Source organism: Natrinema zhouii (assembly GCF_013456555.2).
GTDB classification, from domain to species: domain Archaea; phylum Halobacteriota; class Halobacteria; order Halobacteriales; family Natrialbaceae; genus Natrinema; species Natrinema zhouii.
This window is the reverse complement of the sequence record NZ_CP059154.1, coordinates 1,373,049-1,397,814: the sequence shown is the minus strand read 5'-3', so window position 1 is coordinate 1,397,814 and position 24,766 is coordinate 1,373,049. Positions and strand designations below refer to the sequence as shown.

26 protein-coding genes are annotated in these 24,766 nt (G+C 63.4%); 18 read left to right on the top strand and 8 right to left on the bottom strand.

The genetic code is table 11. The features are described 5' to 3' along the window. Positions 1–38: 38 nt before the first annotated feature. From HYG81_RS25615 to HYG81_RS25605, 3 genes are read right to left on the bottom strand one after another with little or no spacing between them, the layout of a single operon-like run. A complete protein-coding gene (locus HYG81_RS25615) occupies positions 39–1,160 on the bottom strand; it encodes a hypothetical protein (protein WP_180842475.1) in 1,122 nt (373 codons plus the stop codon). 36 nt (positions 1,161–1,196) lie between these two features. Then, a complete protein-coding gene (locus tag HYG81_RS25610; RefSeq protein ID WP_180842474.1) occupies positions 1,197–1,751 on the bottom strand; it encodes a DUF6114 domain-containing protein in 555 nt (184 codons plus the stop codon). Between the two features lie 6 nt (positions 1,752–1,757). Beyond that, a complete protein-coding gene (locus tag HYG81_RS25605; protein ID WP_180842473.1) occupies positions 1,758–2,381 on the bottom strand; it encodes a DUF6230 family protein in 624 nt (207 codons plus the stop codon). Positions 2,382–2,725: 344 nt separating this feature from the next. Here HYG81_RS25605 and HYG81_RS25600 point away from each other — a divergent pair, with 344 nt between their 5' ends. Both HYG81_RS25600 and HYG81_RS25595 read left to right on the top strand, forming a co-directional pair. Further along, positions 2,726–3,577: an SAM-dependent methyltransferase gene (locus tag HYG81_RS25600; protein ID WP_180842472.1), complete on the top strand. Its 852-nt coding sequence runs from the start codon at positions 2,726–2,728 to the stop codon at positions 3,575–3,577. A gap of 169 nt (positions 3,578–3,746) precedes the next feature. Next, on the top strand, positions 3,747–4,397 hold the full coding sequence (locus tag HYG81_RS25595) for a helix-turn-helix domain-containing protein (RefSeq protein ID WP_180842471.1): 651 nt from the start codon (positions 3,747–3,749) through the stop codon (positions 4,395–4,397). 258 nt (positions 4,398–4,655) lie between these two features. Here HYG81_RS25595 and HYG81_RS25590 read toward each other — a convergent pair whose 3' ends face one another. Next, a complete protein-coding gene (locus HYG81_RS25590; RefSeq protein WP_180842470.1) occupies positions 4,656–5,432 on the bottom strand; it encodes an SDR family NAD(P)-dependent oxidoreductase in 777 nt (258 codons plus the stop codon). A 219-nt stretch (positions 5,433–5,651) separates the two neighbouring features. Between HYG81_RS25590 and HYG81_RS25585 the strand changes: the two genes are divergently transcribed. Further along, positions 5,652–7,334, top strand: a complete 1,683-nt coding sequence (locus HYG81_RS25585; protein WP_180842469.1) for an AMP-binding protein — start codon at positions 5,652–5,654, stop codon at positions 7,332–7,334. Positions 7,335–7,477: 143 nt separating this feature from the next. Here the strand turns inward: HYG81_RS25585 and HYG81_RS25580 are convergent, their stop codons facing one another. Further along, positions 7,478–7,840 (bottom strand): hypothetical protein, encoded by a 363-nt coding sequence (locus tag HYG81_RS25580; protein ID WP_226777531.1) that lies wholly within the window; start codon positions 7,838–7,840, stop codon positions 7,478–7,480. A 445-nt stretch (positions 7,841–8,285) separates the two neighbouring features. Between HYG81_RS25580 and HYG81_RS25575 the strand changes: the two genes are divergently transcribed. Further along, entirely contained in the window at positions 8,286–8,858 is a 573-nt protein-coding gene (locus tag HYG81_RS25575; protein WP_180842468.1) for an SCP2 sterol-binding domain-containing protein, read from the top strand. A 1-nt stretch (position 8,859) separates the two neighbouring features. Further along, complete coding sequence (locus tag HYG81_RS25570; RefSeq protein WP_180842467.1) at positions 8,860–10,065, top strand: acyl-CoA dehydrogenase family protein; 1,206 nt, start codon at positions 8,860–8,862, stop codon at positions 10,063–10,065. A gap of 85 nt (positions 10,066–10,150) precedes the next feature. On the opposite strand, the gene HYG81_RS25565 is transcribed toward HYG81_RS25570, so the two are convergent. Then, positions 10,151–10,399, bottom strand: a complete 249-nt coding sequence (locus tag HYG81_RS25565) for a PRC-barrel domain-containing protein (protein WP_180842466.1) — start codon at positions 10,397–10,399, stop codon at positions 10,151–10,153. Positions 10,400–10,674: 275 nt separating this feature from the next. On the opposite strand from HYG81_RS25565, the gene HYG81_RS25560 reads away from it, so the two are divergent. The 3 genes from HYG81_RS25560 to corA all read left to right on the top strand — a co-directional run bounded on the left by HYG81_RS25560 (position 10,675) and on the right by corA (position 12,563). After that, positions 10,675–11,298, top strand: a complete 624-nt coding sequence (locus HYG81_RS25560; RefSeq protein ID WP_180842465.1) for a hypothetical protein — start codon at positions 10,675–10,677, stop codon at positions 11,296–11,298. Between the two features lie 111 nt (positions 11,299–11,409). Next, positions 11,410–11,580 (top strand): hypothetical protein, encoded by a 171-nt coding sequence (locus HYG81_RS25555; protein ID WP_226777530.1) that lies wholly within the window; start codon positions 11,410–11,412, stop codon positions 11,578–11,580. Continuing rightward, complete coding sequence (gene corA, locus HYG81_RS25550) at positions 11,577–12,563, top strand: magnesium/cobalt transporter CorA (RefSeq protein WP_180842464.1); 987 nt, start codon at positions 11,577–11,579, stop codon at positions 12,561–12,563. The genes HYG81_RS25555 and corA overlap by 4 nt, the downstream gene beginning before the upstream one ends. 207 nt (positions 12,564–12,770) lie before the next feature. Here corA and HYG81_RS25545 read toward each other — a convergent pair whose 3' ends face one another. Then, positions 12,771–13,499: an SCP2 sterol-binding domain-containing protein gene (locus HYG81_RS25545; RefSeq protein ID WP_180842463.1), complete on the bottom strand. Its 729-nt coding sequence runs from the start codon at positions 13,497–13,499 to the stop codon at positions 12,771–12,773. 352 nt (positions 13,500–13,851) lie between these two features. On the opposite strand from HYG81_RS25545, the gene HYG81_RS25540 reads away from it, so the two are divergent. The 10 genes from HYG81_RS25540 to HYG81_RS25495 all read left to right on the top strand — a co-directional run bounded on the left by HYG81_RS25540 (position 13,852) and on the right by HYG81_RS25495 (position 24,086). Next, entirely contained in the window at positions 13,852–14,553 is a 702-nt protein-coding gene (locus HYG81_RS25540; protein ID WP_180842462.1) for a sterol carrier protein, read from the top strand. A 93-nt stretch (positions 14,554–14,646) separates the two neighbouring features. After that, positions 14,647–15,699 (top strand): ferritin family protein, encoded by a 1,053-nt coding sequence (locus HYG81_RS25535; RefSeq protein WP_180842461.1) that lies wholly within the window; start codon positions 14,647–14,649, stop codon positions 15,697–15,699. A gap of 1 nt (position 15,700) precedes the next feature. Further along, a complete protein-coding gene (locus tag HYG81_RS25530; protein ID WP_180842460.1) occupies positions 15,701–16,024 on the top strand; it encodes a hypothetical protein in 324 nt (107 codons plus the stop codon). Beyond that, a complete protein-coding gene (locus HYG81_RS25525; protein WP_180842459.1) occupies positions 16,025–16,333 on the top strand; it encodes a 2Fe-2S iron-sulfur cluster-binding protein in 309 nt (102 codons plus the stop codon). Positions 16,334–16,826: 493 nt separating this feature from the next. Beyond that, the gene (locus HYG81_RS25520; RefSeq protein WP_180842458.1) at positions 16,827–18,383 is read left to right on the top strand and encodes an aldehyde dehydrogenase family protein; all 1,557 of its coding nucleotides are present in this window, start codon (positions 16,827–16,829) and stop codon (positions 18,381–18,383) included. A 181-nt stretch (positions 18,384–18,564) separates the two neighbouring features. Beyond that, the gene (locus tag HYG81_RS25515) at positions 18,565–19,632 is read left to right on the top strand and encodes a zinc-dependent alcohol dehydrogenase family protein (RefSeq protein WP_180842457.1); all 1,068 of its coding nucleotides are present in this window, start codon (positions 18,565–18,567) and stop codon (positions 19,630–19,632) included. 120 nt (positions 19,633–19,752) lie between these two features. Further along, the gene (locus HYG81_RS25510) at positions 19,753–20,772 is read left to right on the top strand and encodes an ABC transporter ATP-binding protein (RefSeq protein ID WP_180842456.1); all 1,020 of its coding nucleotides are present in this window, start codon (positions 19,753–19,755) and stop codon (positions 20,770–20,772) included. Then, complete coding sequence (locus HYG81_RS25505; RefSeq protein WP_180842986.1) at positions 20,765–21,553, top strand: ABC transporter permease; 789 nt, start codon at positions 20,765–20,767, stop codon at positions 21,551–21,553. Before HYG81_RS25510 ends, HYG81_RS25505 begins: the two co-directional genes overlap by 8 nt. Positions 21,554–21,644: 91 nt before the next feature. After that, entirely contained in the window at positions 21,645–22,997 is a 1,353-nt protein-coding gene (locus HYG81_RS25500; protein WP_180842455.1) for a PAS domain S-box protein, read from the top strand. An 87-nt stretch (positions 22,998–23,084) separates the two neighbouring features. Next, positions 23,085–24,086 carry an arsenic resistance protein gene (locus HYG81_RS25495; protein WP_180842454.1) on the top strand — a complete coding sequence of 334 codons (1,002 nt, stop codon included), beginning with the start codon at positions 23,085–23,087 and terminating at the stop codon, positions 24,084–24,086. Between the two features lie 8 nt (positions 24,087–24,094). Here the strand turns inward: HYG81_RS25495 and HYG81_RS25490 are convergent, their stop codons facing one another. Continuing rightward, on the bottom strand, positions 24,095–24,760 hold the full coding sequence (locus tag HYG81_RS25490) for a helix-turn-helix domain-containing protein (RefSeq protein WP_425607540.1): 666 nt from the start codon (positions 24,758–24,760) through the stop codon (positions 24,095–24,097). Positions 24,761–24,766 lie beyond the last annotated feature (6 nt).

Sequence of the window (24,766 nt, the reverse complement as noted above, 5' to 3'; positions counted from 1 at the left end):
CATCGCTGTGAACGGCGTACCGATTGCGTGCGTCTGCATCACTGGCTCAGCGGGTCCGTCGTCTCTTCGGCTGTTTTCGCGACATAGTCACCGGTATCTTCGGCCGTCTCTTCGACGTGATCTCCGGTCTCGTTCGCTGTCTCCTCAATGTGGTCGCCGGTTTCGTTGACGGTCTCCGCTGTGTGATTGACCGTCTCTTCAGTCGTTTCGACGAACTGTTCGTCCGTCTCGTTCGGTTCGCTGGTGACCGTCTCCGTCACGTCTTCAGTAGTATTCCCAATGTGGTCGACGGTATCGTTGATCGTTTCAGTTGTGTGGTCGACAGTGTCGTTGACTGTCTCTTCCGTATGGCTGACGGTATCGTTGACCGTTTCAGTTGTATGATCAACGGTGTCGTTGACAGTCTTCTCGGTGTGGTCAGCAGTATTGTTGACCGTTTCAGTCGTGTAATCAACGGTGTCATTGACTGTCTTTTCGGTGTTATCAACGGTGTCGTTGACCGTCTTTTCGGCGGGGTCGACGGTATCGTTGACCGTCTCTTCGGGTTGGTCGAGTGAGTCTTCGGCCGTTCCCGTGGTGTCGTTGCGGGTCTCGTCGGGTCTATCGTCCCCGTCCGGCCAGTTTTCGAAATCATCGGTCTTGTTCTCGCCTGGACCCCGGTCGGTTTCGTTGTCCGCTCCGTCGCTCTCGTTGGCGGGGACGTCGAATATCGCCGGCTCGGGGATACCGTCGTTCGCGCCGACCTCGATCGAGTATTCGCTCGCCGAGAGTCCCTGCATCGCGATCGAGTAGGCGTTGACGATGACGTCACTCCGGTCGGCGGTGACACAATCACCGACCTCGGAGAGGTTGTTCACTCCCTCGTTCTGCCGGTCGGTCTGCAACACGATGGTTGCCTCTGGCTGTGTCTGCTCGAGTTCGACTCGTCTGTTCTCGTCGAGGTAGATGGTGATGTCCTCGTACGCGTCGTTCTGGACGACCAGTTGATTGGTATCCGACGAGAGTTGCTGGACGCAGACAGTGGCTCCTTCGATCACGCCGAGTTCGACCGTGGAGAGGCTCTCGTCTTCCTGCGCGGCCGCCGGGAGCGCACCGATTCCAGTCGCGGTACTACCGACGACGACCAGCAAGACGACGACGAGCGTGCGGGGTCGGCCCATGTGTCTAGACGGTCCCTGGATGCGTTCGTGCCGGTGTCATTCGTCGGCACTCCGTTGGGTGTTGGTTTCAGCGCTCTCGTGGAGTCGGGCGTTCGTTTTCTCGACGATACGCCCGACCCGTTCCTGTAATCTCGCGATCGCCTTGTCGACCTTGCTCGGTTCCGCCACGGCTTCATCGGCAACGTCGTCGCCGGGTTTCCACGCGATACAGAGGTTGCCGCCGAGGATGCCGAGCAACATCCCCACGAACAGTCCGCCGAGCGAACCGAACAGCGAGAAGATCGACAGGACGACGCCGATAACGCCGATCTCGTGGGATCGCGCCGGTCTGTACAGCGCGTACACGCCCGTCAGGAAGACGAACACGCCGATCAGGGCACCGATGGTGAGAAAGCCCGCCATCTGTCCGCCGATAAAGATGAGGTCGGGCAGGATCTGCATCGGCACCCAGGTGATGAGAAATCCGGCCAGACAGAGCAGGACACCGCCCATGAAGGGGCGCTGCGTCCGCCAGTCGTTGAACCGGTTCCACCGGCTCTTCACGTGGCTGGGATCGGTTTCGGAGTCGTTCTGTCTGTTTTGAGTTGCCATCGATAATCACCCGCTGGAGTTGTCGGATCCGCCGGAGTTGTAATCCACGTTCACGTCGAGACCGGGGAGGGTGATCTCGTTCGAGGCGAGGTACACCATGTCGATCTCGACGTCTTCCTGAACCATTCCGGGCCCTTCTCCGCTCACGTTGGTAAGGTAGCCGTCTTCGGGATCGGCGTTCTCTCCGGCCGTCTGCTGGAACTGCTGTTCGGGATTATCACTGGACTGGGCGTTGATGACCTGGCCGTTGAACTCCGCGTTCTCTGCGTCCAGTCCGGTGAGTTTGATGTATTGCTCGTCCGCCGTGACCGTCTCGTCGGCGGTGAACTCGATCTCCATCGTCCCGTCCATCATGGGTACTTCCTGCTCTCTCGTCAACACCAGCCCGTCGATTTCGACGCCGCGTTGCTCAACGACGACGACCGGTGTTTCCCCTTTATCGCCTTCGCCGGCACTGGGGTAGAGGAGGAACTCGTCGGATCGAATCTCGTCGGCCTCGACGGTGAATCCGCTGCCGCTCGCCAGCGGCGCAGCGTAGGCCGTCCCCGATGAGAGGACGATCATTCCAACTAACGCGACGACCAGAAACGATGCGCCAGTTCCGCCCAATAGTCGCTTTTTGTTGTACATATTATGCTCTTTTCTCGGTCAGTCTTCTCACGGCTTTGCGTCGATTCACCGAAATCGGGCCCGAATCGTCCGCTGATCGGCCGAGTCGGAGTTCTGCTATGTGTGGCACAAGAACACACCCAACATGATTTGTAATCATTTTACCTCCTTGTATCCGGGGGAGTTTATACGCGATTCGGCCATAATTATTATATATTTGAGGCTATCTCCGTGCGCGTTCCCGCTTCTCTGCAGTCTCGAGGGGTCGAGCGAGAACCGAGTGACACCGTTCGTGAGTGAGACGATATAAAGCGGCGTGGAAACGCGGGAGAAGGACTATCGGATAGAACGGTCCGCCTCAGAGCATGCAAACGCAACGGTTCGAAACCGACGAAATCGTCGACTTCTACAACGAGACCGCGTGGGAGTATCGCGTCTTCTGGAGTACCACCAACCTCCACTACGGCTTTTACGAGGACGAATCCACGACCCATCGAGAGGCCATGACGAACTCCAACAGCGTCTACGCCGACACGCTCGAGGTCGACGAGACGGACACGGTGTTGGACATCGGGACGGGACGCGGCGGATTCCCGACGCACGTCGCGGCCGAATACGGGGCCGACGTCCACGGCATCGATATCGATCCGCTGCACGTCAGCGAAGCCCGGGCGAACGCTCGCGATCGCGGCGTTTCCGAGCGAACCGAGTTCAGCGTCGGGGACTACCACGACATTCCCTACCCCGACGGAACGTTCGACGCGGTTTCCGGTATCGAAACGGTCTGTCACTCGGAGCGCAAAGAACGGGTCCTCGAGGAGATTCGTCGCGTCCTCGCGCCGGGCGGCCGTCTCATGATAGCCGACGGGTTCCGGAGTCGAACCGCGCTGACCGACCCGGAGGCGGAGAAGCTGCGAACGGTCCTCGATGGGTGGGCCGTTCCCGACTTCGCGCATATCAGCGAGTTTCGGGAGACCCTCGAGGAGCTCGGATTCACGGACGTAACGTTCGACGACCACTACGAGCAGATCATCCCATCGGCGCGACGGCAGTGGTTGCTCTCACTGGCCGTTACGCCCCTCCTCAAGGCCGCAGCCGCACTCGGCCTCAAGAGCGACGCGTCCGTCGATCAGGGCGTGACCCTGTACCACCAGTACGAGATTATCAAGCGCGGAATCGCAGTCCACGGCAACTTCACCGCCGAACTTCCCGAGTAGCGTCTCTGATGTCGTTTCCAGTGATCTATCGACGATTCCGAACTGAGCGTCGTTATCGGCGGCAGACGACCGTCTCGAAGCGCGAGCCGACCGATGGCTCCCCTCGCTTCGCAACGCCACTGACAAACGGTACCAAGAAGTATGTTCACAGTGTGGTGACGGTCGTGAGATGAGATACGCAAAATGCATCATCATCCCCGACGACGAGGGATTGCATCCCGTTGATAAGCGGATCGCGGACCATCCCGAGGTTTCGCGTGAGCTCCTCCACAACGTCAATCTCCTCGCCGACGAGACGATCGTCACCATCTATCAGTTCGCGGGTGATCGGGAGGCCCTCGAGACGATTCTGGAAGACTCACCGATGGTATGCAAGTACCAGCTCTCGGGCGTCGGCGACGAGATTCACGCCTACATCCACGTCGAGGCACACGAGCGGCTCGTCGGTCTGTTGAGTATGCTCAAGGAGTTCGAGTTCATCTTCGATACGCCCCTCGAGTTCACGCGGCGCGGCGGGTTGCGCGTCACGATGATCGGCGACGTACAGAGCTTTCAGGAGGCCATCCCGGACGTCCCCGACGGGATCAGGCTCAAACTCCTCAAGACGGGGAAATACGAACCGAACACGGATCGCCTGTTCTCCCAGCTCACCGAGCGCCAACAGGAGATCCTGCAGACCGCCGTCGATATGGGCTACTACAACGTGCCTCGAGCGGTGACGCACGAGGATATTGGCAACGAACTCGGCTGTACCGGTGGGACGGTTGGCGGCCACCTGCGGAAGATCGAGTCCAAAATCCTCGCACAGATCATTCCGTGACGACTGCGGTCACGCCGGTGCGGTGCGAGCAACGTCGGCTGTGGCTGGTGCAGTGAGAATGTTGGCTGCAACTGGCGCGGTGTGACGGAGAGCGGACGGCCGTTTTTCTCACGAAACCGCGTTCGTGCGATTGTGGTACGCCGTCGTGACGATCCATCGCAGTCAGTCTCGAGCACCGACAGCGACCGATCCGGTCACTGATCTCGCGGGATCGCCGGCTCGACCAACGGATAAATGGGACGCTGCAGCAACGATCGGCTAGAAACTGAAGAGGTCGACGCCGCCGGTGACGCCGACGACCTGCCCCGTGATGTAATTGGCCTGTTCGGAGCAGAGATACGCGATCAGGTTCGCGACGTCTTCTTCCCGTCCCAGCCGCCGCATCGGCGTCGCCTCGGCGATCCGGGCGAAGTGCTCGTCGACCCCCTCTAACTGGTCGACCGGCAGGTCCGCGAGCGCGCCGACGACGATGCTCGGCGCGACGACGTTGCTCGTGATGCCGTGCTGGGCACCCTCGAGGGCGAGCGTCTTGCCGAAGCCGATCAGCGCCGACTTCGTCGCGCTGTAGGATGCCTGCCCGAAGCCGCCCTGCCAGCCGGCGACCGAGGACATGTTGATGATGCGTCCCCACTCCCGTTCTTTCATCCCGGGGTAGACCGCGCGGGTGACGTTGTAGGTTCCCGTCAGGTTGACCGCGACGTCGCGGTCCCAGACCTCGTCGTCGAAGTCCTCGACCCTGTCGCGGGCGTCAACCAGCCCCGCGTTGTTGATCAACACGTCGATGCCGCCGACATCCTCATCGACCGCCGAAACCGTCTCCGCGACCGCGTCGCGATCGGTCAGGTCGCACTCGAGCGCGCGGGCCGTCCCGCCCGCGTCTTCGATGTCGTCGGCGACCGTTTCGGCGGCATCGATGTCGACGTCCAGCGCGATTATATCGGTTCCTTCTGCAGCGAGTACCTCGCAGTCGACGCTGCCGATCCGACCGCCCGCCCCCGTGACGAGCGCGGTCTTGTCGTCCAGTCCGAAGTCCATGCGCCGAGAGAGAACGGCGACGACGAAGGAAATTGCTCGACGGATCGCAGGTCGTTTATATCGCCGCCGGGCCCGTCCCCGGCGTATCGATCACGGTTCGGCCACTGATTCGGTAACCGACCCTCCGCACGGAAGCCACGAGTCTCCCGGTGTCGACCTTCAACACCCCCGGATAGCAGTGAGTACCCTTTAGCGAATCTGGGGCGGTAACGAGAACGAATGTCCCGAGACGCGACTCTCTGGTCGACGGCGTACGAACGGTTCGGCATTCCCGAGACGCTCGAGCCGTATCCCGACGAACCGGTCCACCGATTCCTCGAGAACGCCGCGGCCGACTACCCGGAACAGGGGATTGTCCAGTACGGCGAGCGGTACACCTATCCGGAGGTTCTCGCAGACGTCGAACGATTGACGACGGCGCTGCGCGAGCGCGGCGTCGAGAAGGGCAGCCGGGTCGCGACAATTCTGCCGACGTCCGTCCAGTTCGTCGTCGCCTCGAACGCCATCTCGCGGGCCGGCGGCGTCCACATTCCGAACGATTTCCTCGACGCCGAGGACTCGCTCGCCTACCGGCTCGAGCAGGGCGACCCGGAGGTCCTGATCGGCCACGACGAACACCTCGAGCTGGTGCGCTCGCTCGCGGACGACCTCGACTTGGACGACGTTATCCTCACGTCGCTGGACGATTACTCGGCGGACCCGCCGGCCGACCACGAGACGGTCGACGGAGCCGAGTGGCTGCCGGACGTTATCGACGAGGCCGAGCGAGCGCCCCCGGATATCGACTTCGACGTCGAGACGGACGTTCACACGCTGCTGTTCACCGGCGGCACGACCGGCCTCCCGAAGGGGTGTCTGCTGACCCACCGCAACCTCGTGGCCAACGCGTTGCAGGGCGTCGCCGCGCAGTCCCAGCTCGCCGAGATGATGCGCGGCAGCGAGGCGGCGGTGATGGCGCTGCCGATGTATCACTCGTACGGCTACTCGATCACCAACAGTCTGCTCGAGCTCGCGCTCGACCTCCTGGTCGTTCCCGACGCGCGGAACACGGCACAGATGAGCGAACTGGTCGAGACGCACGACCCGCTGATCATGTTCGGGGTTCCGACCCAGTTCATGGAACTCGTCGACGAGGAGCTGTCGGCGGAGGTGCTCGGCATCTCCGGCTCCGCACCCCTGGCGAGCGAGACGAAATCGGAGTTCGAGCGCGAGTCCGGCGGCGTCTCTCAGGGGTACGGGCTCTCCGAGATGTCCCCGATCACGCATTTCAACATCCACGGGGTCCACGGGTTCCTGACCGGTTCGTCGGACGACGACGGCCTCGATCAGCCGACCATCGGCATCCCCGTCCCGGACACGGACGTCAAACTCCGCGACGTCGATACGGGCGAGGAGATTCCGCTCGAGGCGGCCGCGGCCGACGGACTCGAGGGCGAGATGCTGGTAAACGGCCCACAGCGGATGAAGGGATACCTCGACGAGGACAGGGACCCCTTCGACGACGAGGGGTACGTCGCCACCGGCGACATCGCGAAAGTCGATTCGGAGGGGCGGTTCTACGTCGTCGACCGCGTCAAGCACATGATCAACGTGTCGGGGCTGAAGGTCTACTCCGAAGAGATCGACGAGATCCTGTTCGCTCTCGAGGGGGTCAAACGACCCGCGACGGTCGGCGTCCCCGACCCGGAGCGGCCGGGCAGCGAACGAGTCCGGATCTTCATCGAACCGCAACCGGACGCCGACCTGACCGAGGCGGACGTGATCGAGCACCTCGAGGGGAACGTGCCGAAACACGCGATGCCCTCGAGGGTGACGTTCGTCGAGTCGATCCCGCTGACCGACATCGAGAAGACGGACAAGGAGGCGCTTCGCGAGCGCGCGACGGCGGACCCGGCCGACTGATCGTTTCGTCGCGTGTAAATACGAGCGGGTCTCTCCGCTCTCTCACCTGTCGGCCCGCTCTGTGCGGAGACCGACGACGCCCAAAAATCGAGTATTCGAGGACCGGTGTCCTCAATTCGACCGACGGCGCTCGGCTACCGGTGTTAGCCGGCGAGCCAGATGATGGCCCCGACTGCGATCAGTGCGAGGCCCGCGGTCGACGTGATCGGTTCCGGGAAGACGAAAAGCACGACCCCGGCGGCGACGAGCAGCGCACCGAGGCCGTACTTCGCTCTGGCTCGATCGAACCAGCTCCCCGTCTCGTTCCGGGTCGGCTCTGCCGATTGGCCCCTCGCTCGGTCCAACATGCTTCTCGAGTCGTCTTGCGTCGGCTCTGTCGATCGGCCCCGTGCACGGTCTAACAGCCCTCTCGAGTCGTCCTGGGTTGGTTCCGTGGATCGCCCTTTCACTCGGTCGACGAGGCTTCTCGAGTCGTCTTCGGTTCGCTCGGTTTGTTTTCGTCTCATACATCCCTCTTATGTGTCACGTGAAAACTGCAGAGTGCTTTCCAGTGCTTGCCTTTGAAATTCACACCGATAGATAGGATTCCATAGCGCTCTATAATGGCGCTTTTCAGCGGAAATTCACTGGGCACTGGTACGATAGTATAATAATGACGTTTCCCATGTCCGCAACGACTATCAGTCATAAAAATGATGTGTACCGGACCGTGTAATGGATGCAATGCTCGAACTAGAGGAGACGTCAGTCAGAAGCCGTCTTCATCGGGACGCAGCTGACACTCTCCCATTCTGACGGAGGGAGACACGTAACTCGAGTCGGGATCGATCCGCCGACCGCCACGGATCGGAATATAAACCTCCGCGTATTCCACGGATCACACTGTTCGTCGGTTGCTCCGTAGTCACTGACAGCGGGACCCGCCCATCCGGCGGGCCCGAACCCATAGCCATGACGAACGACGAACTCATTCAGGAGATCGACGCATCGCTCGAGAAGTCGAACGACGAACTCGAAGACGACCTGCCGGCGCTACTCGGCGAGATGGAGGGACAGACCGAGGAACTCGTCCGCGAATACCCCGAGACGTTCGGCCGCGTGGTTCAGCGAATGGAGTCGATGGACATCGCGTCGTTCGTCTCCGAGAACCCCGACACCGCCGATCAGTTCCAGGAACTGCTCTGGGCCGGCATGAACGTCCTCGTCGAGACCTCGCCCGAGGTCCGCGAGAGCATCGACGAGGACATCACCGTCAACTTCGAGGCCGACGACTGCCCGATGGAGGGCCACCTCAAGGTCGACGAGGACTCGCAGACGATGCACGGCGGCGCGGGCCACCTCGACGATCCGATGCTCGAGATCACCGGCCCGGCGGACACGCTCGTCGGCCTCATCGTCGGCAGCGTCGATCCGATCCAGGGCTTCATGAAGCAGAAGTACGAGATGGACGGGCCGGTGCAGAAGGGGACACGCCTCGCGCCAATCATGAACTCGCTGTCCGAACAGGTCCCCGCGGAGTCATAGAATGCGCCTGACCGAGGACCAGACGGCGTTTCGCGACGATCTCCGGGCGTACCTCGAGTCCGAGATCGAACCGATCGTCGACGAGGCGGATCGCAACGGCCCGATGACGCGCGACGACCTCGTGGGCTATCTCGACGGGTTGCACGATCTCGGGATCGGCTTCACCCCCGACACCGTCGACCAGTACTTCGGCGACGTCTGGCGGTTCGTCATCGCCTCGGAGGAGATCAGCCGCATCTGGCCGAGCCTGAACGTCGCGCTCCAGATGTCGTTCCCGTCGCTGTTCGTCCGCTTCGCCGCCGACGAGACACAGCAGGCCATGCTCCCGAAACTCGAGGAGAACCGCTGTATCGGCTGTCTCGCGGTGACCGAACCCGAGGGGGGAAGCGACACGGCCCATCCGAACACCGTCGCGCGCAAGGACGGCGAGGAGTTCGTGCTCAACGGCGAGAAGGTGTGGGTCGGCAACGCGCAGATCGCCGACGTCGCGCTCGTCATCGCCCACGACGCGTCCGAGGACGCGCAAGACATGTTCCTGGTCGACCGGGCGAACGCCGACTTCGAGACCGAGGAGATGAACAAGCTCGGCTGGAAGGGCGTCCCGAACGGTCGAATGGTTTTCGACGACGTGCGCATCCCGGTCGAGAACCGGTTCTCGACCATCTTCGGCGACGCGATCGCCGACGGCCACGACATCCATGATATCGTCCCCTTCCCCGAGAACGTCAGTCAGCTGTTCTTCGAGCACAAGCCGCTCAACGTCATGTTCTCGTTCATGCGAACGGGGATGGCGTTCATGGCGGTCGGGATCATGGAGGCGGCGTTCGAGGACGCGCTGGCGTACGCCCAAGAGCGCGAGACGTTCGGCGAACCGATCGGCCAGCACCAGCTGGTCCAGGAGAAGCTCTACGACGTTCGGACGTCGATCGAGGCCTCGCGCGGCCTCTCTCGCAGCGCCGCCGAAGCGCTCGTCGACGGGGATCCGGACGCCCGACTGCTCTCCTCGCTCGCGAAGGGGTACGCCTGCGAACAGTCGATCGAGGCGACCAGCGACGCGCTGCAGGTGCTGGGCGCTGCCGGACTGGACCTCGAGAACCGCATGGAGCGCTACTATCGGGACGCTCGGGTGATGACGATCCCGGACGGTACGACCGAAATCCAGAAGCTCATCGTCGGCAAGGAGCTGACCGGGATGAGCGCCTACTGAGCAGTCGCTCTCGCTTCGGCTTCGATCAGTTTTGCTCGGCTTCGCTCCGATTTCGTCGCTGCGATAATGTGCGCCGGACGGATCCTCAGTCGCCGGTGTGAACGACGATCTGATCTTTCACCGTCTCGATGCGGCTGACGGGGATGTGCAGTTTGCCATCGTCATTAGGTTGGCTGGTAATCGGTGACGAGGACTGTTTCCCGGAGTCGACGACGAGATCGCGAAGGGTGCCGGATTTGGGATCCATCGTGATGGTATAGAGCGTCCCGTAGTCCGTGCCGTCGATTCCGACGATAGGCTTTCCGCTGAGACTTCGGGCAAATTTTTCACTCATATGGTTTCGGCCCACATCCCGTAATAAATGGTTTGTGTCTTGCCGTCGGTGAAGCCCTTTCGACTGGTGTATTGGACACCCGACACGGAATCACCGGTCAGTCCCCCGCTCAGCGCTCCTTCGAGCGCTTGGTCACACCTGCGTCTGGCGCGTCTGCGGTCTCGTGGTGGCGACATCGGTCTCGCGACGTCGGCCAGTCCAACGGTATAAATCGCCGCGGATGCGCGGAACAACGTTGAGGCGTGCCACCGATGAACAATGGATACAGTTCGACGATGGCAGATTCCGACGCCACCACCGGAACCGACGCCGGCTCGAACGCCGACCCCGACGAGCCGCCGTACCGCATCGCTCTGGCCCCGGTCTTCGAGACGATCGAATCGCTCGAGTTCGACGCTCGAGAGATCGAAGCCGCCATCGCGGGCGGGCTCGCCGGGGGCTTTCAGGCCGCGCTGGTGATCCAGGTATACGATACCGATGCGATCAAGCGGGTCGGCGCGATCTTCGGCGTCCCGACCCTGAACGGCGGCTGGCTCGGGATGTTCGCGCTCGGAGTCCTGTTCGCACTCCCGTTTAGCGTCTTCGTCTCGAGTTCGATCGACGCCTTCGTCTCGAAAGTAATGCTGCTCTCGAGTCGCAACGAACACCTCCAGACAATCCTCGTCCCGCTGCTCAAGCGGTCTGCGCTCACGATGACGACGCTCGCGCTCGGCAACGGCTACGGGGTCGCCGTCGGCGTGGTCCTCTCCCTGTTCCTGGCGCCCGTCTGGTTGACGGTCGCGATGGGCGTGCCGATGGCGATTCCCAACGTCACCATCGGCGGCTTCGTCGGCGTCATCGCGTGGGCCCTCTACGGCGGGACGCTCGGGCTGGTGTACGGGCTGATCCTCGAGTACTGACGGGAACCACTGGTCAAACGGACAACAATCACCCGACGGAAAACGGAGTAGTTGCTCCGGATTCGATCCGGCACCGTACTTTCTTCTCGGTAGACTCGAATGGATACGCCCATGAATTGGGCCAGACTCGCAGGAGCCGGTTTGTTTGCCGTCGGATTTATCGGGTACGTCGTCGGGGTCTACGTTGAGTACCCCGGGCGGGCGTTTTCGATCACGGCGACCATCGTCGGCATCGCTCTCGTCGCGATCGCAGGACGGTCCGACTCGGGAGAGCGCGTATGAGCCTCGACGCGATGGTGTATACGGCCGATGGCGCGGAGAAGTACGACGATCTGACGACCGCGATCGAGACGCCGGGAGAAACGTGGATACACGCTGCCGACCCCGTGCCGAGCGAGATGGACGCGCTCGCGGAGCGCTTCGATATTCACCAGTTGGCCATCGAAGACGTGCTCGACGAGGGGACGCGACCGAAAACCGAGGAGTACGAGACGCACACGTTCGTGCTGTTGAAGACCGTTCGGCTCAGCCAGCGCGACGATATCGCGTTCCACAAGGAGGTACAGACGAGCCCCGTCGGGTTCTTTATCGGCACCGACTGGGTGGTGACGATGTCGACGACCGACGTCGAGCTCGTCGACCCCTCAGCGTCCCGGTGGGCGAAGAACGGCCGCCGATTCGCCGACCGAGGGACCGACTTCCTCGTCTACCGGATCATGGACGCCATCGTCGACGACTACTTCGTTCTCCTCGACGAGATCGAAGCCGATATCGAAGCGGTCGAAGAGCGCGTTCTCGACGAGCCGGACCCCCAGCTGTTAGCGACGCTGAACGACGTCCGGCGGGACCTCCTCGCGTTCCGAAAGGTCGCCTGGCCCGCTCGAGAGGCGATCTCGTTCCTCTCGCGCGGCGACGTTCCCGAGATCGCCGATCAGAACGAGAAGTACTTCCGAGACGTCTACGACCACCTCGTTCAGGTCGTCGACCTCATCGAGACGTACCGCGACCTCACCGGCGGGTCGCGGGACATCTACCTCAACACCGTCTCGCAGTCGACCAACGACGTGATGAAGACGCTGACGGTCGTCGCGACGATCTTCATCCCGCTGACGTTCATCGCCGGCGTCTACGGCATGAACTTCGCCGAGACGCCCCTGGCCATGCCCGAACTGTACTGGACGTACGGCTATCCGGCGACGATGCTCGGAATGGGACTACTCGCCGGACTGATGCTCGTCCACTTTCGCCGACAGGAATGGCTCTGAATCGCTCGCCAGGGGACGGTCGAGGACGGAGCGGAAGGGGGTGTGGCTGAGGACGGTGCGAAAGGAGGTACGGCTGAGGACGGAGCAAAAGGGGAGTGCGACCGAGGACGGAACAGAAACGAGTCACCGCGCTCGAGCGATCGCGAACGAACTGCCACCGGATCACCGCCGACCGGTGGCTGGCAGACCGCCCGCCGTCGGGTGGAGTCAGAAGATGAACCGGGAGTCCACGTCGGCCGCAGTTTCGGCGAGGTCGACCGCCGCGTCGGAGTACTGCAGGATCTTCTGCATGTCGCCGTCGATCTCGAAGTCGCCGGACATCAGCATGTCGATGACGCCGCCTTCGCCGCGGACGAGCGTCTTCCACTGCTCGAAGTCGCCGACGAGCCGGAACCCGTACTCCCGCTCGTCGAGGTCGGTGATCGTATCCACCTCCCGGCACTCGCCGTCGTAGAGGTCCAGATACGCGTACACGGTGCCGTCGTCGGCGATGTTCTCCTCGAGTTGCGTGATCAGTTCGGCGAGGAGGTCGGGGAATTCCGCCCGCAGTTCCGGCCAGGTGTGGTCGGGGATTTCCGCCATCGTCGTCTCCAGGACCTCCTCGGTGACTCGCTCCTCGAGCGGCCCGCTACGGGATTCGATGCGCTCGCGCACCTCGGCCGGCGCTTCCTCGAGAACCGACTCGAGTTCGCTTTCGGAGAGCCCCGTGAGTTCGTCCTCGGCCGCGTCGACGATTTCCGGCGGCAGGTCGGCGATGGTGTTGCTCTCGAGGGGGACGCCCTCGATCTGGAAGATGAACGAGCCGTCGAAGTCGACGCCCCAGCCCGCCGAGTGCTCGGCGTACTCGTTGCTTTCGTTGATCGCGTCTCGATACGCCTCGAGCCACGGCTCGGTCGGAAAATACTGTTCGATCGGTTGGAGTTGTTGCGTGCTCATGTGTGGCCACCGGGCTTCGACGGACCCGATATAGAACTGTGCACAATGTGAACGCCTGTTGTGATTGCTCCGCGTATCCGAGGGAGTTTATCAGCCAGCGGGAGACGCTCGAGATGAGCCGCTCACTGCCGGCCGTACCCGGTCGGCGAGTTTCGTCACTATAGTAGCCACTGAAACGGTTTACACACTGATCGCAACGCTGTCGTGCGATTAGGTGTGCACTGACTTTCAGTGGCTACACCACCCACTGACTTCCGTATCCGTCGATCGATTCCCGTGCGAACCGATCGCACATATATCGCCTCGGATTCGCGGACGAACGCTGAAGCCGCCGAATCCTGTCTGTGAACCCATGACAGACTGGTTTCCGTCCAGAGAGTGGTTGGAGAGTTATCGCGCCAATCTCAACGAGGACGACGCGTACGCGGCCGAGAGCGACGGCTGGGGCGTTGAGTTCGACGGCGACTTCCGGTTCGTCCTGACGCGACTCCCGCTCGAGGAGACCGCGCTCGGGGACCTCCCCGACGAACTGACCGCCGACCTGTACGACCGGATCGACGCGCTCGCGGACGACGAGTTCGACCGCCTGCGAGAGACGGCGACGCCGGCCTTCGACGAGCGACTGGCGTCCGCCGAGGGTGACGAGCGCGAGCGCTTCCGGCGAGCCCTCTCTGGAGTGGCACTCGCCGACGTTCCCGACGTTGCCTGGCCGGCGCTCGAGGACCGGATCCGGGGCGACCTCGACTCGCTGCTCGCGCAACTGGAGACGTACGTCGTCGACGATTCGCGGGTCCACGCGCACCTCGAACTGGAAGACGGGATCTGTCGGCGGGCCCAACTCGTGGAAGAGCCGTCGGCGCGGGACGTGGGATTCGAACTCGAGGCTCCCTACGAGACCTGGAAGGACCTCCTCGAGGGTGCGGACGTCATCGAGTCGGTGATGTCCAACGAGATGGCACTCGACGGCAGCGTGACGCGGGTCATCCACTACGGCGACGCCGCGGCGGCGATGGGCGACGTCGCCGGCGAGACCGACGCGCGGTACCTGTTCTGAAGGGTTCGGTGAGAACGCAGTATTCTCGGCGTGACTTCAACTGCCGGTTATTCGAACGAGTACGCTCATTGTCGGCACCGGCGACCTACGCTTGTGTCACAAGTTACCACAACAGACGGGTTCCGGGCGGAACGGATCGACACCGCGAGCAAGTGGTACGACCTCTTCCAGAAGGGGGTCGAACTCGGGACGTGGAACGTCGAGAAGCTGTTCGACGAGGTCGGTTTCGAGGAGGACCGCGAGATCTGGCGCTCGCTCGAGCCCGTCGAGCAGAAGCAGATCAGATACCTGGTATCGGGCTTTCTCGACGGCGAGTTCGCGGTCGGCGAGGACGCGAGTCACCACCTCCAGCGCATCGTGGGAGCACCGTGTTTCGACGACAGCGAGGAGATGGAGATGTACATGTCGATATTCACGCTGACTGAACACAAGCACACGCAGTTCCTCGACGTCTACATGCACGAGGTGATGGGCGACCAGGACGTGTTCGCCGACCTGAATCCGAAACGCGGCGGTGCTCGGATCCCGATCGTCCAAGCGACCGGGCTCGGCGAGATTTTCGATCGACAGGGACAGCTGACTGCCAGAGCGGCTCACTCGCAGGACCCCGTCGACATCGCGAAGGCGCTGACGGTGTACCACATGATCGTCGAGGGGCTGCTCGCCCGCGGCGGTTTCTACGCGATCAACAAACTCTCGCAAAACGCCCCGCTACCGCTGTTGAACCACGGGTTCAAGTTCATCAGCACCGACGAAGGGCGGCACATGACCCACGGCGTCGAGGCGCTGGGCGAACTGCTCGCGAAGGAACGCGCCGGCGAGCCCGAGTTTCAGGGCGTCGGCCGGGCCATCGAGGACGTCCTCTACGAGAACGTGGCGTCGGTCGCGGACTTCGGCTACATGTTCACGGACGCCGTCGGCGACCCCCTCGAGATCAGTTTCGACGACCTCCTGATGCGGGTGGGACACCTCATCGACGGCCAGTTCAACGAGGCGCTGGCCCTCGACATCGACCACCGGAAGATCATCGGCCTCGTCGCCGATCGTCATCAGGAGTGTCTCGAGAAGGACATCGACGAGGAGGTCCGTGAGTACCAGGAGATCTACCAGCGCAAACGCGGCGTCGCGGCAGACGGAGGGCGATAGTATGACGGACGACATCGACACGACGGCCGATTCCGGTGCATCGACCGATACCGAACTGCAGGAACTGTCTCGTGGCGCGGAGTTCACCGCCTCGGAGGACGAAGTGATCGACGCGATCGAGGACACCGCCGACGAACTCGGCCAGAGTTTCGAGACGGTGCGCGACAACGTCGCCTACATCATGGACTCGACGTTCGACGAGGAGGGCGTCAGCACGTCGTTCAACGAGAGCATCAGCGGTGCCAGCCTCGAGCACGACGAGGTCGGCACCGGCGACCCGCGCCTCGAGGCGCTGGAACTGTACAAGCTCCGCCAGCGAATCTAGATGTACGACGTCACGTTTCACCTCGAGGACGGGACGGAGACCGTCGCGGTCGGCCCGGACGAGTACGTCCTCGACGCGGCCGAGCGCGCCGGCCTCGAGCTGCCCCACTCCTGTCGAAACGGGATGTGTACCTCCTGTGCCGGCGAGTTACTCGAGGGCGAACTCGACGGGCGCGAGGGGACGGGGCTCACCCCTGAACAGGAGGATGACGGCTACGTACTGCTTTGTTGTTCGTACCCGCGAGCGGACAGCGAGATCCGGGTCGGTGAACGCGTCCAGAACGACCTGCTCGGACTCGACGCGTTCTGAATCGGCATCATCGGTTTCGCCTCTTTGCCGGGTATGTAACGGAGTGGAGGAAACTGTATATTCTGCTGGAATTGTGCGAGACGAAGCGTCCTGCTACCGTGGTAACACGGAATCGCCACGTCCTCCCCAACCGATTCGCTCACTCACATACGTTCGTTCGCTCATCCCTCGCACGATGTCGAGTCGCGGTTCGTCAGTGACTCACCGCGACACAGCGCGCGCCACCGCACACTGGGTGACCAGTCCGAACTGAGACGTGTTCACGCTCAATTGATCGATCCGCGTATTTGATCAAGGTTGCTGGTGACCGACGACGTTTAAAGAGAACCGCGTTTCCGAGGGGTCACGCTGAGGCGTCTCGGTGGCGATGGCTCCGCTAGAGATCATGTGTGGTGTTTACTCACAGACGACGGGGCGAACGCGACGGGGCGATAGCGCGTTCAAGACGATAGCGCGACGCGATCGACCCGCGACGGAGGTGCGGTGATCGGCAATGCAGACCGAATACTACGACCAGGATCGGTACGACGTCAGTGACTCCGTCCTCGAGCGCCACCGTTCGGCGGCGGAGTCGGTTCTCTCGCGCGACCGGTACGGCCACCTGATCGACGGCGAGTGGGTCGACGCCGTCGACGGCGAGGAGGGACGGGCAATCGACGCGACCACGGGCGAACCGCTCGCGACGGTCCAGATCGGCACTCCCGCGGACGTCGATCGGGCCGTCGAGGCCGCGCGGGCGGCGTTCGAGGGAAGCTGGGGACAGCTCTCACCCAGACAGCGCGCCGATCGCCTCGCGGAGATCGCCGACCGACTCGAGGATCGCAAGACGGAGATCGCGAAACTCGACAGCCTCGAGGCTGGAAAGCCGAACCTCCACGCGCTGTTCGTCGACTGCGAGGTGCTGATCGAGCAGTTCCGCCACTTCGCGGCGCTCGCGCGGTCGGTCGACGAGGGCCGGGTCGTGCCGACGGGCGACGAGAAACACGTCTTCACGCGCCACGAACCGTACGGCGTCGTCGGCGCGATTTCCGCGTGGAACTTTCCCGCGATGTTCGTCGCGTGGAAGCTCGGCCCGGCGCTGGCGACCGGCAATACGGTCGTCCTCAAACCGTCCGAGCGAGCCACGCTCTCGTCGCTCGAGGTCACGCGGGTCTGTGATCGCGTCCTCCCGCCGGGAACGGTCAACGTCGTCACGGGCCGCGGCGAGGACGTCGGCGCGGCGATGACCGCCCACGACGGCATCGACAAACTGAGCCTGACCGGCTCCCACGCGTCGGGCGTCGCGACCCTCGAGAGCGCCGCGCAGACGATCACGCCGACGTCGCTCGAACTCGGCGGAAAGAGCCCGAACATCGTCTTTCCCGACGCCGACCTCGAGCAGGCGATCGAGGGGGTGCTCGTGAGCATCTTCTTCAACTCCGGCCAGCAGTGTACCGCCGGCTCGCGGCTGTACCTGCACGAGGAGATCCGGGACGAGTTCCTCGAGCGCCTGCGCGACGCGATCGACGACCTCACCGTCGGCGATCCGCTCGGTCCGACGACCGACGTCGGGCCGATGATCGATCACACCCACCAGTCGATCGTCCGCGAGTTCGTGGACGACGCCGTCGCCGACGGCGCGACGCTGTGTGCCGGCGGCGAGAACGACGCGGTCGGCGACGACCTCGAGGGGGCCCCGTTCGTCCAGCCGACGGTGCTCACCGACATAGGCGACGACGACCGTGTCGGCTGCGAGGAAGTGTTCGGTCCCGTGCTCTCCGTCTTCGAGTGGAGCGACCGCGATGACGTTCTCCGGCGGGCCAACGACACGTCGTACGGGCTCGCCGCGGGCGTCTGGACGACGGACCTCGGCGCGGCCCACGAGTTCGCGGCCGAACTCGAGGCGGGGACGGTCTGGGTCAACACCTACAACGACCTCTTCGATCCGGCACCACACGGCGGCTACAAGGAGAGCGGTACGGGCCGAGAGCTCGCCGAGGAGGCGCTCGAGGACTACTCGCAGGTGAAGACGGTCAAAGTGAACCTCGGCGGCGTTCCGAAGATGGGCTGAACACTCGGTTTCGGCGGAACCCGGTTTCGGGAGGATCCGATTTCGATGGGGCTCGGGGTCGACCGAAACCCGCTCCGAATCGGACTGAAACGGCTGTCGGACATCCCGTCAGCGACAGCCACTTCAGAATATATAATTATTAATCATTATATTTATGGTCGGGGGCGTCGTTTGAGTAGCCGTGAAAGCAGTAGTCTTCCAGGGAGCGAACGAACCCCTCGAGATACGGGACGTCGACCGGCCGGCGTGCGAGGAAAACGGCGTCGTCGTCGAAACCGAAGCCTGCGGCATCTGCCGGAGCGACTGGCACGCCTGGCAGGGCGACTGGGACTGGATCGGGTTGATGCCCACGCCGGGACTGATCTTCGGACACGAGCCCGTCGGCCGGGTCGTCGAGGTCGGCGACGGCGTCGAGCGCTTCAGCGAGGGCGACCTCGTCACGAACCCGTTCAACCTGAGCGACGGGACCTGTCCGCACTGCCGAGAGGGCCGAGCGAACATCTGCGAGAAATCGGTACCGATGGGCTTCGTCCCCTTCCAGCAGGGTGCGTTCGCCGAGGAGTACCCCGTCCGGAATGCGGACCAAAACCTCGTGACGGTGCCCGAATCGGTCGATCCCGCCGAGGTCGCGGGGCTGGGCTGTCGGTTCGCGACCGCGTTCCACGGAATCGCCCACCGCGTGGACGTCACCCCCGGCGACTGGGTCGCGGTCCACGGCTGCGGCGGCGTCGGCCTCTCCGCGGTTCACATCGCCAGCGCGCTGGGCGGGAACGTCATCGCGGTCGACGTCGTCCCCGAAAAGCTCGAGTTAGCCCGGGAGCTCGGTGCGATCGAGACGGTCGACTCCGAGCGCGTCGACGACGTTCCCCAGGCGGTGAAGGGTTACACCGAGCGGAGCCGCGGCGTCGACGTCTCGATCGACGCGCTCGGGATCGCGGAAACGATTCAGAACTCGATCAACTCGCTCGGCAAGGGCGGACAGCATCTCCAGATCGGAATGACGACGTCCGAGGAGGGCGGTGACGTTTCCGTCCCGGTCGACACCATGGTCACCGACGAGCGCGAGTTCTACGGCTCCTACGGGATGCCACCCAACGAGTACGACGAGATCTTCCGGATGATGGACGGCGGAAAGATCGATCCGGGGAAGATCGTCACGGAGACCTGCGCGCTCGAGGAGGTTCCCGACGTGATGGACCGGCTCGGCGAGTACGACACGATGGGAATCCCGGTCTGTACCGAGTTCTGAATCGACGCACTCGTCACGTCTCCGTTTACTCGTCGGGCTACGACCGGGCTCGGGCCGCAACCGGTCGCCGGGCCGTAGCCCGACCACCACAGCAATGATGTCACGCCGTCAATAGTCGGTATGGCCGCAATCGAACTCGAGGGACTCACGAAGGACTACGGAGAGGTGCTCGCCAACGACGGCGTGACGTTCGACGTCGAGCAGGGGGAGATCTTCGGCTACCTCGGCCCGAACGGCGCGGGGAAGACAACGACGATCCGGACGTTGCTGGGATTCATTTCGCCGACCGCCGGCACGGCGCGGCTGCTGGGTCGCGACGTCTCCGATGAAGGGGAACTCCTCGAGGCCAAACGCCGACTCGGCTACCTCCCCGACAGTCCGGCGTTTGACGAGACGGCCACGGGGCGCGAGATCCTCGACCTGCACGCGTCGATCAAAGGTGACGAGCGCAGCGAGGAACTGCTCGAGCTGTTCGACCCGCCGCTGGACCGGCCGGTGCGGGAGTACTCCCGGGGGAACGTCCAGAAGCTGGGGCTCGTGACGACGTTCATGCACGATCCCGAGCTGGTGATCCTGGACGAGCCGACGAGCGGGTTGGATCCCCTGTTGCAACAGCGGTTTACGGCGTTCCTCCGCGGCCAACGGGAGCGCGGGCTGACCGTCTTTTTCTCCTCGCACATCCTGAGTGAGGTGCGACGGCTTTGCGACCGGGTCGGAATCATCCGAGACGGTCGGCTCGTCACCGTCGAACCGGTGGCGTCGCTGCTCGACAGGAGCGGGAAACTCGTCCGCGTCCGGACTGCAGACCCCATCTCGCGCGACGCCCTCGAGATCGACGGGGTCCACGACCTCGAGTTCGAGAGCGATGCCGGCTCGAGCGACGGACCGAGCGCCGAGACCGAATACGTGTTTACGTTCACCGGCGACGTCAACGTCCTGCTCGAGCGACTTCGGGAGTATCGATTGCTCGACTGCACGATCGAGGAAGCGCCGCTCGAAGAGGTGTTCATGCGGTTTTACGGCGACGGGGCGACCGACGGCGCTGCCAGGGACGATCGGAGCGCCGGAGGAACCGATCCAACGGCTGGAGGAGCCGATCGGATGGCCACCGGGAGCGTGAACGGTGATGACGATGTTTGAACTGACGCGCTACGACGGCCGGCACCGGGTTCGTGGGGGAATCTATCTCTCGATCGGGCTGTCCCTGCTCGCCGCGATGGTCATCTGGGTCTATCCCTCGTTCGAGGCCGAAGTCGATCTGGATCAGCTCCTGGCCGCCTATCCGGAGCCGATCTTGCAGGTGATGGGCGTCCAGACGATGGCGAGTCTGGGCGGCTTTCTCTCGTTCGAACTCTACACGTTCGGGTGGATCATCCTCCTGGGTCTCTATCTGGCCTACGCCACGGCGGGGACGATCGCCGACGACGTCGATCGCGGACGGATGGACGTGTTGCTGGCGATGCCGATCTCTCGAGGGCGACTGATCGGCGAGCGCTTCGCCGCGATGGCCGTCCCGATCGTCGGCGCGAACGTCCTGCCGCCGGTCGTCGTCTACGTCGGCGCGCAGTTGATCGACGAACCGCTCGCCGCTGCGGACGTGCTCGCGGTCCACCTGTTCTCGATCCCCTATCTCTTCGCCTGTGCGGGAATCGGGCTGCTCGCGTCGGTCGTCTTCGATCGGGCGGCGATCGCCCAGCGGGTCGCACTCGGCGTGACGTTCGCGCTGTTCCTCTCGGAGTCGCTGCTCTCCGGGACCGACGCCGAGGCGGTCGGCGCAATCGCGCCGATGCGGTACTACGATCCGAACGAAATCTTGCTCGCAGGGAGCTACGATTTCCGCGGCGCGGCAATCCTCCTCGCGATGACGCTGGCGTTCGTCGTCGCGAGCCAACTGTGGTTTCGGCGGCGAGACATCTCCTGAGCACGAATCGTCACCGTTCGAGGCGGTCGACGCGGTTGACCGAGTAGTCCGGCCGTATGAGTAATACCGCACAATCACAAAGGCCACACCGATGCCAGACTTCGAAGCACTCGTCGAAGGGAGCCCGGATCTCTTTACCGTTCTCGCTGAGGACGGGAGTATCCGCTATCAGAGCTCCGGAATCGAACGAGTGTGTGGCTACGCGCGCGAGGACCTCGTCGGGGAGTCGTTCCTCGAGTACGTCCATCCGGACGATCTGGAACGGATCGAACCCGCGCTCCGGAAGCAGGGCCAGGAGTCAGTCGAGATTCCCATCGACTACCGGTTTCACCACGCCGACGGCTCCTGGGTCTGGTTGCAACTGACCAGCGGACCCCGGCAGCAACCGGAGACGGACGGCTACGGCATCGTCTCCAGGGAAATCGGCGATCGAAAGGAGTGGGAACGAACGATCGGCCGGTACAAGATCATCCTCGACTCGCTGGACGACGGCGTGTACGCGATCGAACCGAGCGGGGAGATCGTGTACGTCAACGATGCGTACGCGGCGATGAAAGGCGTCGATTGCGACGACCTCATCGGGACCAATATCTACGACTGGGCGACGGAAAGCGCGATCGAACGGATCAAAGCGGCCCGCGAGGAGACCATCACTCACGAGGGCGATACCGGGACCGCCGAGTTCGAGTTCTCGACCATCGACGGCGGCAGCATCCCCGTCGAAATGAAGTTCAGCACCGTCTCGCAGCCGGGAAACGAACTCGAGCGGGTCGGCGTCATTCGTGACGTGAGCGAACGAAAGGCGCGGGAACGGGCCCTCCAGCGGAAGAACGAGCGCCTCGAGGAGTTCGCCAACATCGTCTCCCACGACCTGCGAAACCCGCTGAACGTGGCCCAGGGAAACCTCGGTCTGGCACAAGAGGAGTGCGACAGCGACTACCTCGACGAGGTGGCGTCCGCCCACGATCGAATGGAAGCGTTGATCGAGGACCTCCTGACGCTGGCACGGGAGGGTGAACAAGTCACGGACCCCACTGCCGTCGATCTCGGATGTGCAATCGAACGGAGCTGGCAGAGCGTCGATACTGCAGACGCCACACTCGTCGTCGACACGGATCACATCATTTCCGCTGACGCCTCTCGGTTTCAACAGCTCGTCGAGAACCTCGTCCGTAACGCAGTCGAGCACGGTGGTCACGACGTGACCATCACCGTCGGCGACCTCGAGGACGGTTTCTTCATTGAGGACGACGGCGCCGGGATTCTGGTCGACGAGCGCGATCGAGTCTTCGAATCCGGCTACTCGACCACGAGCGATGGAACGGGGTTCGGGCTCGGGATCGTCGAGGGAATCGCCACGGCACACGGCTGGTCGGTCGGCGTCACCGAGGGAATCGACGGCGGCGCGCGCTTCGAGATCAGCGACGTCGAATTCGCGAACTGAGCGTCGGGTGGCGGCTCTCGTCTCCGCGGTCCGTTTACCTGCTACGAGACCGCGACTGATTTACGATTCTCGTCCGAACGTCGCGTAATGCGTTCCAGAGAGTGGCTGCAGCGCCACCAGATCGCCGTTTACGCGGTCGCGGTCGCACTCGCCGTCGGGATCGGTGTCGGACGACCGTCGATCGCGTCGTTCCTCGAGCGCCTCATCACTCCCGTCCTGGCGGTGCTCCTGTACGTGACCTTCCTCGAGGTTCCCTTCGTCCGATTTCGAGCGGCGTTCACGAACGGTCGGTTCATGGCCGGGGCGCTCGGGCTGAACTTCCTCGTCGTCCCGGTCGTCGTCTACGGGCTCACCCGATTTCTCCCGCAGGAGCCGGTGCTCCTCGTCGGCGCGTTCATGGTGTTGTTGACGCCCTGTATCGACTACGTGATCGCGTTTACCGACCTCGCTGAGGGGGACGCCGAGCAGGTCACCGCCGCGACACCGGTGCTACTGGTCCTTCAATTGCTCCTCCTGCCGGTCTACCTCCGGCTGTTCATGGGGAGTCAAATCGCGACCGTCATCGACCCCGAACCCTTCCTCGAGGCGTTTCTCCTGCTCATCGCGCTGCCGCTGGCGCTCGCGTGGCTCACCGACGTGGGTGCGGCGCGCTCGGAAATCGGCGGCCGATGGCAGGCTGCGATGGGGTGGCTTCCCGTGCCGATGATGGGCGCAACCCTGCTGGTCGTGATCGCCTCACAGCTCCCCCGCGTGCAGGACTCGATCGGACAGGTCGCGGCCGTCGTCCCGGTGTACGTCGCGTTCCTCGTCGTCATGCCGCTTCTCGGCCGAGTGGCGGCCGGAGCGCTCCGGCTGGGGACCGGCGAGAGCCGCGCGCTCGTCTTCACGGCCGTCACGCGAAACTCGCTGGTCGTGTTGCCGCTGGCGCTCGCGCTCCCGGCGGGCTACGAGCTGGCACCGGCGGTCGTCGTCACGCAGACGCTCGTAGAACTGACGGGCATGGTCGTCCTCACTCGAGTCGTCCCGGCCTGGCTCGTCTCGGAATCCTCGGAACCGACCTCGGCCCCTGCTATCGTACCGGACGAGTGACTCGCGCATTACGGCGACTGGCCGTCCGGGTACACCGTGTTCTCGATGAGCGTCCCGACGCCGCGCCGGAACCGCTCCGACATGGCGTTCGATGAGATATCGAACCGCTCTCCGAGTTCGGCGAGCGAACACGATCGCGGAATGTCGAGGTAGCCGGCGTCGACGGCGGCGACGAGCGCTTCCCGCTGTCGATCCGTTACCCCGTACTGCAAGCGAGAGCCGTCAGTGGGCTCGCGCGCATCGTACAACTGCCGGAGTTCGACATCGAGACCGCGATCCACGAAGAAGGCGTGAAACCGCTCGATCGCCTCGTCGCTGGGGAACGCGGCGCGAAAGTGCCATCCCTCGTGCGTCGCGGTCACCTCTCGTAAGACGTTGCCCGCTTCGATCACGGTCGGATAGACGCTCGCCTGCTGACCGTCGTCCGTTAACTCGAGTTGGTAGAGGCGGCGGTCGCCGAACTCGACCACCTGCAGGGGCGCGTTGACGGTCGGATCGGCCTCGAGGCCGGCGTCGAACGCTGCCACCTCGCCGTCGACCCAGACGAGCATCTGGTGGTCGCCGTCCTCGGTGAGGTCCGACTGTTCCCACGTGACTTTCGTATTCGGAGCGCGTGACAGTGTTTCGCGGAGAATAGGATAGTCGGTGAGGAGCGTCGCAAGTAGCATCGTCATGAGATA